This window comes from Peptoniphilus koenoeneniae, from assembly GCF_030812875.1.
Taxonomy (GTDB): Bacteria; Bacillota; Clostridia; order Tissierellales; family Peptoniphilaceae; genus Peptoniphilus_B; species Peptoniphilus_B koenoeneniae.
In genome coordinates this window covers 1-12,619 of record NZ_JAUSTN010000010.1, presented here as the reverse complement: position 1 = coordinate 12,619, position 12,619 = coordinate 1, and the positions used below count along the sequence as shown (strand labels likewise).

General features: G+C 32.7%; 13 protein-coding genes and 2 pseudogenes. All 15 read left to right on the top strand.

Annotated elements, in window-relative coordinates; genetic code table 11:
- The first annotated feature begins 32 nt into the window (after window positions 1-32).
- The 15 genes and pseudogenes from J2S72_RS08250 to J2S72_RS08180 all read left to right on the top strand — a co-directional run bounded on the left by J2S72_RS08250 (window position 33) and on the right by J2S72_RS08180 (window position 12,210).
- Complete coding sequence (locus J2S72_RS08250) at window positions 33-803, top strand: replication initiator protein A (protein ID WP_307495326.1); 771 nt, start codon at window positions 33-35, stop codon at window positions 801-803.
- Complete coding sequence (locus J2S72_RS08245) at window positions 800-1,651, top strand: ATP-binding protein (RefSeq protein ID WP_003060873.1); 852 nt, start codon at window positions 800-802, stop codon at window positions 1,649-1,651. The genes J2S72_RS08250 and J2S72_RS08245 overlap by 4 nt, the downstream gene beginning before the upstream one ends.
- The gene (locus J2S72_RS08240) at window positions 1,648-2,133 is read left to right on the top strand and encodes a PcfB family protein (protein ID WP_047199663.1); all 486 of its coding nucleotides are present in this window, start codon (window positions 1,648-1,650) and stop codon (window positions 2,131-2,133) included. The genes J2S72_RS08245 and J2S72_RS08240 overlap by 4 nt, the downstream gene beginning before the upstream one ends.
- A pseudogene (locus J2S72_RS08235) lies at window positions 2,130-3,116 on the top strand (type IV secretory system conjugative DNA transfer family protein); the annotation flags it as partial. The gene J2S72_RS08240 and the pseudogene J2S72_RS08235, both read left to right, overlap by 4 nt.
- Before the next feature lie 96 nt (window positions 3,117-3,212).
- Window positions 3,213-5,002 (top strand): annotated as a pseudogene (locus tag J2S72_RS08230) (DUF4368 domain-containing protein).
- A 200-nt stretch (window positions 5,003-5,202) separates the two neighbouring features.
- On the top strand, window positions 5,203-5,913 hold the full coding sequence (locus J2S72_RS08225) for a lantibiotic protection ABC transporter ATP-binding protein (RefSeq protein WP_023056518.1): 711 nt from the start codon (window positions 5,203-5,205) through the stop codon (window positions 5,911-5,913).
- Complete coding sequence (locus J2S72_RS08220; RefSeq protein WP_002839678.1) at window positions 5,906-6,655, top strand: lantibiotic immunity ABC transporter MutE/EpiE family permease subunit; 750 nt, start codon at window positions 5,906-5,908, stop codon at window positions 6,653-6,655. The genes J2S72_RS08225 and J2S72_RS08220 overlap by 8 nt, the downstream gene beginning before the upstream one ends.
- Before the next feature lie 5 nt (window positions 6,656-6,660).
- Window positions 6,661-7,401 carry a lantibiotic immunity ABC transporter MutG family permease subunit gene (locus tag J2S72_RS08215; protein WP_023056526.1) on the top strand — a complete coding sequence of 247 codons (741 nt, stop codon included), beginning with the start codon at window positions 6,661-6,663 and terminating at the stop codon, window positions 7,399-7,401.
- Window positions 7,402-7,525: 124 nt separating this feature from the next.
- Entirely contained in the window at window positions 7,526-8,188 is a 663-nt protein-coding gene (locus J2S72_RS08210) for a response regulator transcription factor (RefSeq protein WP_002840689.1), read from the top strand.
- The gene (locus J2S72_RS08205; protein WP_023056491.1) at window positions 8,179-9,603 is read left to right on the top strand and encodes a sensor histidine kinase; all 1,425 of its coding nucleotides are present in this window, start codon (window positions 8,179-8,181) and stop codon (window positions 9,601-9,603) included. The genes J2S72_RS08210 and J2S72_RS08205 overlap by 10 nt, the downstream gene beginning before the upstream one ends.
- Before the next feature lie 329 nt (window positions 9,604-9,932).
- A complete protein-coding gene (locus J2S72_RS08200) occupies window positions 9,933-10,154 on the top strand; it encodes a hypothetical protein (protein WP_002839698.1) in 222 nt (73 codons plus the stop codon).
- Between the two features lie 173 nt (window positions 10,155-10,327).
- Entirely contained in the window at window positions 10,328-10,837 is a 510-nt protein-coding gene (locus J2S72_RS08195; RefSeq protein ID WP_023056480.1) for an RDD family protein, read from the top strand.
- 107 nt (window positions 10,838-10,944) lie between these two features.
- Complete coding sequence (locus tag J2S72_RS08190; RefSeq protein WP_036740012.1) at window positions 10,945-11,259, top strand: hypothetical protein; 315 nt, start codon at window positions 10,945-10,947, stop codon at window positions 11,257-11,259.
- Window positions 11,260-11,379: 120 nt separating this feature from the next.
- The gene (locus J2S72_RS08185) at window positions 11,380-11,817 is read left to right on the top strand and encodes a hypothetical protein (protein ID WP_023056535.1); all 438 of its coding nucleotides are present in this window, start codon (window positions 11,380-11,382) and stop codon (window positions 11,815-11,817) included.
- Between the two features lie 102 nt (window positions 11,818-11,919).
- Window positions 11,920-12,210: a DUF3847 domain-containing protein gene (locus tag J2S72_RS08180; protein WP_023056500.1), complete on the top strand. Its 291-nt coding sequence runs from the start codon at window positions 11,920-11,922 to the stop codon at window positions 12,208-12,210.
- Window positions 12,211-12,619 lie beyond the last annotated feature (409 nt).

Sequence of the window (12,619 nt, the reverse complement as noted above, 5' to 3'; positions counted from 1 at the left end):
TTGTAAATTTTTAAGAAGGGAGGTGATCCTGCATGGACTTTGACTATTTCTATAACAGAGAAGCGGAAAGATTTAACTTTCTGAAAGTGCCTGAAATATTAGTAGACGGAGAAGAATTTAAGGGACTGTCTGCTGAAGCAATCATCCTATACTCCATGCTTTTGAAACGCACAGGAATGTCCTTTAAGAATAACTGGGTGGACAAGGAAGGCAGAGTATTTATCTATTTTACTGTTGAAGAAATTATGAGAAGAAGAAATATCTCAAAGCCGACAGCTATAAAAACATTGGACGAGTTAGACAGCAAAAAAGGAATAGGACTGATTGAAAGAGTAAGGCTTGGACTTGGTAAGCCGAATGTCATTTATGTTAAAGATTTTATGAGCATAATAGCGGTAAAAGAAAATGACTTTCAGAAGTCAAAAAACTTAACTTCAGAAGTAAAAGATTTTAACCTCAGAAGTAAAGAAAATGAACTTCAGGAAGTTCAAAATGTTGACTCTAACTATATAGAGAATAATAAGAGTAAGTATAGTAAGAGAGAATATAGTTTTGGGGAAAACGGACTTGGAACATTTCAAAATGTCTTTTTAAAGGACGAAGATATAGGTGAATTACAAATAATAATGGCAGGAGAGCTTGATAACTACATTGAGAGATTATCAACCTATCTTCAAAGTACCGGAAAAACATATAAAGACCATAAAGCAACAATCCTTTCTTGGTTTTATAAAGATCAGGGAAGTAAGAAAAAAACCAATATCCCTACATGGGAGGAATATAACAAGGGAGTACATTTATGATTAAAGAATTAGAAAAAGTGATGATAGAAGATGTGGAATACAGCTTCAATCCTGAAAAAGAATACATCAAAGACGGACACGCCTACTGTAAAGTGTGCCATGAAAGAAAAGATGGAAAAGCATTAGAATTTTTCGGAAAGCAGATGATATTTAAGACAGCTTGTAAATGCGATAGAGATAGAGAAGCAAAAGAAAAAGAAAGACAAAAGCAGCTTGAAATCGAGAGATTAAAAAGTATCTGCTTCACATCCATGATTCAATGGGCATATACCTTTGAAAACTATGAGGGAAAAGAAAATCAGAGTCTTATCATCGCAAAGAATTTTGTAAAAGACTATGAGCTGATGAGAAAAGAAAATATCGGACTCCTATTCTATGGTTCGGTGGGTAGCGGAAAGACCTATCTTGCCTGCTCTATTGCCAATGCTCTGATTGAACAGTATCAGATAAGCGTTAAGATTAGAAACTTTGCACAGATAATCAACGAACTGCAAAAAGGCGGATTTGACCTTGATAAAAACGCATATATCGAATCCCTTGTAAATACTTCCGTTCTTATCTTAGATGATTTAGGAATTGAAAGAGATACAAGCTATGCCAAAGAGCAGGTATATAACATTGTGAATAACAGGTACTTAAAGCATAAGCCGACAATCTTTACTACAAATCTTTCATACAGCCAAATTGAAAACTGTACGGAGAGTGTGGAATACCAAAGAATTTACTCAAGAATTATTGAGATGTGTATTCCTGTGATGGTACTTGGAGAAGATTACAGGAAAGTTATTCAGGAAGAAAAATTAAAGAGGAATAAAGAAAGATTACTGACTGGAGGTGAGAGAACTTGATCAATGAAGAAATCGCAAGAAAAACGCTTAACATGGAAGTGAAAGCTGCTAAAGTAACAGGAAAGCTAATTCTGAACTTATTAAAGAAACTGATGAAAGAGGCTGAAAAACTTGGAGGACTGGAAAAGCTGGTTAATGCTAACGGAAATGAAGTAAAGCTCAAAGATATGGTTAAAAAGGGACAGCTTGAAGAAATTCCGGTAGAAGAAGCAGAGCTGAAGGAACTGAAAAAAGAGCTGAACAGATATGGGGTAAAGTTTTCAGTAATGAAAGATAAGGAAAGCGGTAAATACTCCGTATTCTTTCAGGCAAAAGACATGAAAGTCATGGATAAAGCCTTTAAACACGCTCTTTCGGAATCAGAAAAGAAAACGGAAAGAAAAGAATCTATCCACAAGAATATTGAGAAGTTCAAGGAGATGGCAAAGAACTCTCTTTCTAAAGATAAAGTTAAGAATAAACAAAAGGAGCAGAGCCTATGATAGATAAGATACTAAAAGACATCAAAGGCTTATTTAAGGTGCAAGATAAGGCAAAGTTTCTAAAGCAGAACATTCCCTACCTTGCATTTTTCTATTTTGGCAATATCTTTTCTCATCATGTAAGAGCCTATACTGGTGGCGATGTGATAGACAAAACCTTCCAAGGAATATTAGAGCTTAATACCATGAGCTTTATTCCAAGTATTCATCCTTCTGACATTTTAATGGGCGTGGGAGTGGCAGCTATAATTAAATTTATTGTCTATACCAAAGGCAAAAACGCAAAAAAGTTTAGACAGGGGAAAGAGTATGGATCAGCACGATGGGGAACGAGAAAAGATATAGAGCCATATATGGATGAAAAGTTCCAAAACAATATCTTGCTTACCCAAACTGAACGATTAACAATGAATGGAAGACCTGCTAATCCAAAGTATGCAAGAAATAAGAATGTACTTGTTATTGGTGGTTCTGGCTCCGGAAAGACGAGATTTTATGTAAAGCCAAATCTAATGCAAATGCACTCGTCATATTGCGTTACAGATCCAAAAGGCACAATAGTCATTGAGTGTGGGAAGATGCTTGAAGATAATGGCTATGAGATAAAAATCTTAAATACCATCAACTTCAAAAAGAGTATGAAGTACAATCCCTTTGCCTATCTCAAAAGTGAAAAAGACATCCTCAAATTAGTGCAGACAATTATTGCAAACACTAAGGGAGAGGGTGAAAAAGCAGGTGAAGATTTTTGGGTGAAAGCCGAGAAACTCTACTATACGGCTTTGATAGGTTATATTTTTTATGAAGCTCCAAGAGAAGAAAAGAACTTTGCGACACTACTGGATATGATAGATGCTTCAGAAGTTAGGGAAGATGATGAAACATATATGAATCCCATTGATAGACTATTTGAAGCATTGGAAAAGAAAGAGCCTACGCACTTTGCGGTAAAGCAATATAAGAAATATAAACTGGCAGCAGGAGTAATAGAATTAAGGAGAACACTTAATCACTGTTTTAGTGAAATATGTACTTCTTAATTCTTTTTTATTTAAGAAATTAAGAGGAAGGAGGAAAAAGTGAGGAATTTTGAAAAGATAACAGCACTCTATGAGAGATTAAGTCGAGATGATGAACTTGAAGGAGAAAGTAACTCAATCGTTAATCAAAAGAAAATACTTGAAGAATATGCAAGTAAGAATAATTTAACCAACATCATCCATTTTACAGATGACGGAATAAGCGGGACACAGTTTGATAGACCAGGCTTTATGGAAATGATGAATGGAGTAAATACTGGAAATATCGGTTGTATCATCGTAAAGGATATGAGTAGACTCGGCAGAGATTATCTCAAAGTCGGTCAATGTATGGAGATATTAAGACAAAAGGGCGTAAGACTGATTGCTATCAATGACAATGTAGACAGCTTTTACAGAGAAGATGATTTTACCCCTTTTAGAAATATTATGAATGAATGGTATGCAAGAGATACTTCAAGAAAAATACAATCTACATTCAGATCAAAAGGAGAAAGCGGAAAGCATACGGCAAGCACACCACCTTATGGCTACATCAAAGATAAAAAAGACAAAGATAAGTGGGTTGTAGATGAAAAAGCAGCCGAGATAGTAAGACGAATATTTAATCTCACAATGGACGGAGCAGGACCATATAAAATAGCAAAGATACTGGAAGCAGATAAGATAGATATACCTGCTTATCATCAGCAAAAAATGGGATATGGATTACATCAAAGCAAAAACTTTGAATATCCTTATCGTTGGTGTAGTTCCACAATTGCCAGTATTTTAAAGAAAAAAGAATACTTAGGGCATACAGTTAACTTTAAAACAAGAAAGCATTTCAAGGATAAGAAAAGTAAATATGTATCCGAAGATAAATGGCTCATCTTTGAAAATACTCACGAAGCAATCATAGACCAAGAAACCTTTGATAATGTGCAAAGGATAAGAGGAAATGTAAAAAGGTATCCTGATGGTTGGGGCGAATATCACCCACTAACAGGACTGATGTATTGTGCAGATTGTGGAAGCAAGATGTATGTTCATAGGACAAATAACTATAAGAATATCCCTTATTATGTTTGCAGTAATTATAAGAAAGTGCCTTGCGGAACGCTATGTCCATCAGCTCACAGGATAAAAGCAGAAGTAGTCTTAAACCTTATCCAAGAAACATTAAAAGATATAAAAAATTATCTTAATGAAGATAATGAAGCCTTTACCCGTTCCATTCAAAATGAAATGGAAGAAAAGGAAAAAGTAGAGATAGAAAAACAAAGAGTAAGGCTAATTAATAATAAGTCGAGGATACAAGAGTTAGAAAGGCTTATGTGCCGTATTTACGAGGATATGATACTAGAAAAAATACCAAGTAGTAGATATGAGATACTTAATAGCCAATACGAAACAGAGCAAAGAGCCCTAAGTAAAGAGATTGAAGACTTAGAGCTTGAAATATCAAGATATGAGAATGAAACAGATAAGGTAAGAAAATTCATATCCCTTATTAGTCGTTATGAAAACTTTGATGAACTCACAAACTCAATGATAAATGAGTTTGTAGAGAAGATCATCATTCATGAAAGGGATAGAAAAGGCAGTCAAACATCAAAACAAAAGATAGAAATATATTTTAACTTCATAGGGAATTATGAAGTTCCAAAAGAAGAATTAAGCGAAGAAGAAAGATCAAAACTTGAGGAAGAAGAACGAAAAATTAATGAGAGAAGGGACAGACTTCATCAAAATTATCTAAAGCGTAAAGCAAATGGAAAACAACAGGAGTATGAGGAAAGGTATAAGGCAAGACGAGAGCAGAAAAACAGGAGAATTTAAAGGTTTAGAAAAAAATAGGTATATTAGTAAGCTATTATGAGAAGATTAAAAGTGATACGTTTACTATATAGTTTATATGATGATCATATGTCGAAAAATAAAAGGCTCACTTACTACCTACTATGGAAATTTTTAAATCCTTATAATTTCCTTATTTTTTTCTCCTAAAATTACATACGTAAAGAAATGATAAGGAGGAAAATATACTATGGATGATTTTATATTACAAACTAGAAATCTATCAAAGCAGTTCGGGAAACAAAAAGCGGTGGACTGCGTTAATATCAATGTTCCAAGAGGAAAAATTTATGGATTATTGGGACCAAACGGAGCCGGAAAGTCCACTCTTCTCAAAATGATTTGCGGTATGATTACACCTACATCTGGTGACATCATATTCAATAATAATCCTTGGAATCGTTCAAATCTCTCTGAAATTGGTGCATTGATTGAAAATGCACCACTATATCCAAACTTAACTGCCTATGAAAATTGTCGTGCACGATCAATAGCTTTAGGGATTGAAGAAGAGCGAATTCAAGAAGTTTTGCAGATTGTCGGTCTTACTAATACAGGGAAAAAACGTACTGGACAATTTTCAATGGGAATGAAACAGAGATTAGGAATCGCTTTGGCTTTACTTAGTAATCCAAAACTTTTAATTCTAGATGAACCAACGAATGGTCTTGATCCCATTGCAATAAAGGAATTGAGAGAACTTATTAGAGGTTTTTCACAACAAGGAACTACTGTAATTCTGTCTTCTCATATTTTATCTGAAGTCGAACATATTGCAGATCATATTGGAATCATTGCATCAGGACATTTAGGTTATCAAGGTGCATTTGATTCTAAAATGGATTTGGAGCAACTTTTTATGAAAGTTGTTAGTAATCAGCAAGGAGGCTTCAATGAGTAATTCAAATATATTAATGGCCGAGTTCTTGAAAACAAAAAGAACTGCAACAAGAAGAATTGCTATTGCCAGTCCTCTTTGCTTAGCACTAATGGCTATTGTTCAACAAGGTTATTTTTCCTTGAATTTATTTAACTGGTACTATGTAGTTTTTTTACCTGCTACATTCGCATTGATCAGTGCAACAGCTGTTAATATAGATAACGGAAAGCACGGACTTCGTGCAATCCGTTGTCTACCAGTTTCTCAAGGAAAAATATGGAGCTCTAAACTTTTGGTTGTATTAGGATATGCTCTTCTTTCCTGTTTTCTATTAAGTGTTGCTGTGGTTTGTATACCATTTATTTTTAGTTTGTTTGGAATTAATCAGATTAAGCAATTAAGTATTGCTTCAATATTTTTAGGGATTATAGTCATGTTTATCACAACCATGTGGCAAATCCCTTTTAGCTTTATAATTTCAAAAAAATTAGGGGTGATCTTTTCGGTAGTGGTCAATTTAGCTATTTCTTTTTCAGGTGTGTTTTTAGCACTAAAACCATATTGGATGTTTTGCCCATGGGCATGGGTAAATCGTTCCATGATTTCTATTTTAGGGCTTTTACCTAATGGTTTGCCTGTTGAAGAAGATTTGATTTATACACAATCTTATGATGTTTTAATTGCAATTGTTGCATCTGTGGTACTAACGATGGTTTTGTCCATTGTTTCCACCACCCTTTATAAAAAATCAGAAGCGAGGTGATTTTGATGTTGAAATGTTTACATTCTCATATTTATAAAATAGTAAAAAGTCCGCTATTTTATATAACCATTCTTTGGCCAATTATTTGTGTAGGACTTTTTATCGCTTATTATTCTGTTTCTTCATGGAGTATTGAACAAAATATATCTGGATTTTTTCAAGCCTTATCCTTATTTATGGATTGCTTGGTTGTCATGTTGTGTACTGGTATTGTTCAGCAGGAACAACGTGCGGGTTCTTCTTTTAATATTTTATGTGTTGGAAAATCAAGAATTCAAATGCTAATATCACTTGTTATTTTATTGGTTATTATGACAGGTCTTAGTTTAATCATTGCTGTTGCTGGGTTTGCTTTGCTGTATGGAAAGATGATTACCATATCCTACGTCTTGACTACTATTCTTATGCTTATTCCACTTATTTGCCTAGTTTTTATCCATCTATTTATCGCTTTTAAATTTGGTACGTCATGGTCAATAGGTTCTGGAGTCATTTTTATTCTGGTTGGGGCTTTAGGATGTACTGGACTTTTGGATAAGTTTTGGTATTACCTTCCGCCAACATGGGCAGCTAGATTTTCATCTCTAATGATTCTAGATACTTTTCATACAGATTATATTCTTAAGATTGCAGCTGAGCTGAGATATGGTCTATTGATATGTATCATAGTAACCATTGCACTTGTTACTTTAATTCCTATATGGTTTAATAAATGGGACGGTAGAGCCGATAATAGTGATGAATAATATTAAATTATTTAAAAGTTCAAGATTTCCACATCATACTATGATTTTGAATGATAAGAGTGGTCTCATAATATGAGTACTCTTTTTGGCTCAGACTAGATTTAATGAAAGGAGAGGTGAATATATGGGTCAAAACATACTTGTAGTTGATGACGATGAGCAAATTAGATCTGTTATTGAAACAAGTTTAAAGCGTGCTCAATTCTCTGTATATACTTGTGCCTCAGCAAAAGAAACTTTAAGTTTATCTCTCGATCAATTTGATTTGATGATTTTCGATGTGATGATGCCCGACATGGATGGCTTTGAACTTTGCAGAAATGTCCGTGAAAAAGTAGATTGTCCAATCTTATTTCTTACAGCCAAATCCACAGAAGCAGATGTCGCTGAGGGGTTAGCACTTGGCGGGGACGATTACATTCGCAAGCCTTTCACACCATTGGAATTAGTCAGTCGAGTAAAAGCACATCTAAGAAGGGAAGAGCGTGTTCATCATTCTTACCTATCTTTTGGAGATATTCGTTTTCTCTTAAATGCCAAAGAAATACAAATAAAGGGAGAAACTATCAAGTTCACAAAAATGGAATATGAAATTTGCGAACTCTTAGCTAGACATAAGGGACAAGTTTTTTCACGAGAACATATTCTCGAACAAGTCGGTGGATTTTGGACAGAATCTGAGTCTGCAGCTATAGTTGAACATATAAAAAATATCAGAAAAAAATTTTCAACTTATCAACTTGATCCAATTAAAACAATTTGGGGAGTCGGTTACAAATGGGAATAAAAAATTTATATTCTAAGAAAAATACACTAAGGAAAATATTATCTATATATTCCTTAGTGTTCATAGGTATAATTTGTTTTCTTTTTCTTTTATTGGTTATCGGTTTCCACTATGGAGTTAGACATGATTTATATACTTTTGCCAACCACGAAGAAAAACAAGTTGAAATCTTAAAGGAAAAAATCATTTCTAGCCAAAATTTCAACTCAACTTGGGTGCCTGATAATATTGGCTATATTCAGCTAAACAACGAAAATGAAGTTATCAATTCAAACATGAATATAGAGGATCAAGAGAATGCTCTAGACTATTTAGATGGAAAACAAATCCCTTTTTCTAAAGGTTATTTTTCAAAAGTTGTATACAATAATAGAGTCTGCGTCTTTAAATACAGAATAGGTGTATTGTATTCTTCAGATTGGGCAAATGCACATCTGCCAAGAGTAGAATCACTTTTTATTTTCATAATTGCTCTTACGCTTCTTATTCCAACCATGTGGTTTGCAAAGTCTGTTACCAGACATATTTATAAAGACGTATTACCGCTACAAAAAGCTCTTGTTTCCATAGGAAATGGAGATCTAAATATACCTGTCCCTTCCTCCCTATCAATATCAGAGTTTAGAGAGCTAGGGAACCTTATGGACCACATGCGTGTTGATCTAAAGGTAACATTAGAAGAACTTTGGAATAGCGAGCATAAAATAAGAGAACAAACAACCCAAATGCTGCATGATTATCGTTCTCCGTTGACCGTTGCTCGTGCAAATGCTGAGTTTATGAAAGAAGATCTTAGTCAATTAACTCTATTCCTATCTGACAAGGATAAAGAAAAAATGAATGAAAATCTATTGAAATATACTGAATCCATTATTTTTAATTTGAATCGATTAGAAGAGGTAGCAGATAGATTGCAACTACAACTTAGTAATGAAAATAACGAACAACTAGTCAAGGAACCATTGCCATTAGATAGTTTAAATCTCAAAATAAATCAAGAAGGACATATATTAAGTGAGCAATATGGGAATGAGTGGAAAAGCCAATTTCAAGATACAGATGATTATACAATCACAGAGGAAAGTGCAATTCATCAAGCCTTAACTAATATTATCATTAATGCCTGTGAGCATGGTCATTCACCCCAATCAATTCATCTAACATTTATCGTTTCAAATGGGAAAGCCGAATACAAAATCACAAATTCTGGATCACATTTTTCAGATGCTGCCTTAGTCCACGCAACTGACAAAGGCTTTTCTGAAAAAAAGAATTACACACAAACTATAAAAGGTGTCGGATTGTATTTTACAGCAAGAGTAATACGAGAAAATGGTGGAGAACTATATCTGTCTAACACTCCAGAGGGATATGCCTGTGTACAAGTTATAATTCCAGTAGTTAAAAAAAGCTAAGGCTTCAAACTCAATATAAGCGATACATTTTCCTGTTATAAAGAATAAATGGTATTAGGCTTATCAATAGTAAAAAAATACTTAATAATGTGGGAGGAACATCGGAGTAAGAATTGAGTTTGGACAATATACAGTATTTTTTGTAGAGATACCTATAGTTTGCAAAATTGAAAAGGCTGTAAAATAAAAATAAACAGGAACAGTTTGATTACAATATTATGAATTAACGTTAGGATAAAAATATTTTTGGTATAATATCTATATACAAACCACGGAGGTTGGCATATGAGGTATTATGAAAGTAAGGAAGAATTAAAAAAGGAGAATTTATGAAAAATACGAGAAAATGCCCAAAGTGTGGAGGAAGTGATATTTTATTTGTGCCAGGATCTGCTGGAGCTTATGGAACTGGAAATAATATTATGACTGGGCATACAATTATGTCGGCAGTGTCTGTTGATAGGTATATTTGTACTGCCTGTGGTTTTAGCGAGGAGTGGATTGACCTTGACTACATGGATAAATTAAAAAAGAAATATGATGAAATTTAATTAAATTTGCAAAAATACGTTATGCTATAAGATAGAGATAAGACTTGTTTCAGAAAATAGAAATATTTTTTGTTAAGGAGATATAATGAAAAAACTGCAATGTTAATTGATGGTTCATCTATAATATACGAGGAGATAAAGAAAACTTTTCACGCTGAGAGGATAAATAAATTATGTTTATGAATAATAATCCAATATCATTAAAAAAACGAATGAAAGAATTGTTTTTTGATTATCTACTTATTCTTTTGTATTTAGCATTGTTATTTGGAGTAAGCATGGCAGTTTATCATCTGTTTTTTAAAGGGATTCCAAAAATGAATGAACTACAATCACAATTAATTGCGTTATTAACATCAGTTATTCCAATCATTTTGATTTTTGCTTATTTGGATTATTCAAAAGATGGGAGTTTTGGTAAACGCAAAGCGGGGTTAAAACTTGTTTATAAACATAAATCTTTAAAAGCAAGCTTTATAAGAAACATAATCAAATTTTTACCATGGCAAATAGGACATATGAGTACGATTCATGGAATTTATACTGACTTTGATGTATGGGCTATCGTCTTGTTTTTTATAGGCATGGGATTTGCTGTACTGCTATTATTAATGGGTCTAATACGTAATGATAAAAGACATTTGGGTGATTTGTTGGCAAATACCCAAGTACAAAATCAATAAAAATATTTTTGCTATAATACTACTATGCAACCAATAGACTAAGAATAGAAAATGAAAAAACTGGGTATAATAATATAGAAAATTTGATTACTTTTAAGGAGATTATTATGAAAAGTTTAAAGTGGTATACCATAGCTACTTGTATTTGGATATTTATATTTCCTATAACAGGAATAACTGGGTGGGCTTTTATGATTAGTGGTCCAATTGTTATAGTTGGAAGCATCGTGAAATTTGTGTTCAAATTATTTAGAATAGATCTGTATTGGTTAACTAAACCTAGCTTTGGTTTAGGAGTTTTACCAGACCTAATTATTTCTGTAATTGTTGGATTTTTACTAACTATTATTGGGATAGGGTTATGGAGAATTACTAAGAGATTATATCAATGGTTAGTCTTAATAAAGCCTGAGAATTGTTAGATTTAATTATGAAGAACATTTTAATTCATGGGTTGGGTCAAGATGATAAAAGTTGATATTTAAATGAGAGTTACTTTTATTGAAAATTAATGAAGGTAACTATTAAACTGGAGGTTCAAAATGAGAAGAAGATTTGCATTTATAACTATTATTTTTGTTTTTTTAATAGTTCTCACTTCTTGTAAGAGCAAGAAAAAAGAAGATAAGATTGAAATATTTGATTCTAACAATGTAAAAATTGCTGAAACAGAAAAACAAGATGAGTTAGATTATTTTAGTGATTTTATAGAAATGAGTGTAGAAAATGTTAATGATAAAAAATTCGAAAATTATTTTAAAGAAATACCTGACGATGCAATAAAATCTTATCATCTTATATTTACCAACGGCAATGAAGGTACAAAGATAGATTTTTATATTTATGAAAATTACCCTTATATTACAATGGAGGGAGTGCCTATGATTACAACTCCATTGACATGGGAACTTTCTAAAGAAGATTTAAAAGAATTTAATGATAAAGTACAAGAATTGAAAGACATGGATAATAAAAGATAAAGCGAAAATTTTAGGATTGTGTAAATAGAATAATTAAAAGTAGCCTAGGCGATAGAAATTAAAAACTCTATCGTCTTTTTTAATGCGAGAAAGGAGTGCTATATGAAAAAATTAGATCAAATAAGACAAGAGTCAAAAGAAATAAAAGATAAAATTGACCATACAGAAGAAAGATTAAGGCAACTAAAAAATCAAGAACAAAAGATATTAAAACAAGACATAGTGAAAAGAAGAAAAGAAAGAACTCATAGGCTCATAACAAGAGGAGCAATCTTAGAAAGCCTTATAGAAAATGCAGAAGAACTAACAGATGAAGAAATAAAAATACTACTAGAAGAAGCAACAAAGACAAAAGAATTTAAAAAAATACTAAGAATAATGATAGAAAATTAGGAAAAATAAAATAATTAAATCTCCCTTAGATTTTCTAAGGGCGCAATTATACACCCTAAAGGGTGCTTGCGTCCTGCGGAGCCAAACCCTGAAGCGACCAACAACCATTCGCTTTTTAAAAGTCAAGGGTAAATAAACTCGCTAACGCTCGCCCTTGACTTTTAAAATTTGAAATGAACAAAACAATTAAGCCGACATACTGAAACAACAAAAATTAATTCAGTAGTCGGCTTTTTTAATTCTATCATTTCAAAACGCTCATTCACAAAGAGGATATAAAAATCTATTAAGCCTCCACCTAAAACAACAAAAAAAGAAAGACTAACTATTAAAAGTCAAGAGGTAAAATGCTAAAAATATAAGAATTGATATTGATAAAAACTGAATAAAAATAAGCATGAAAAAATAC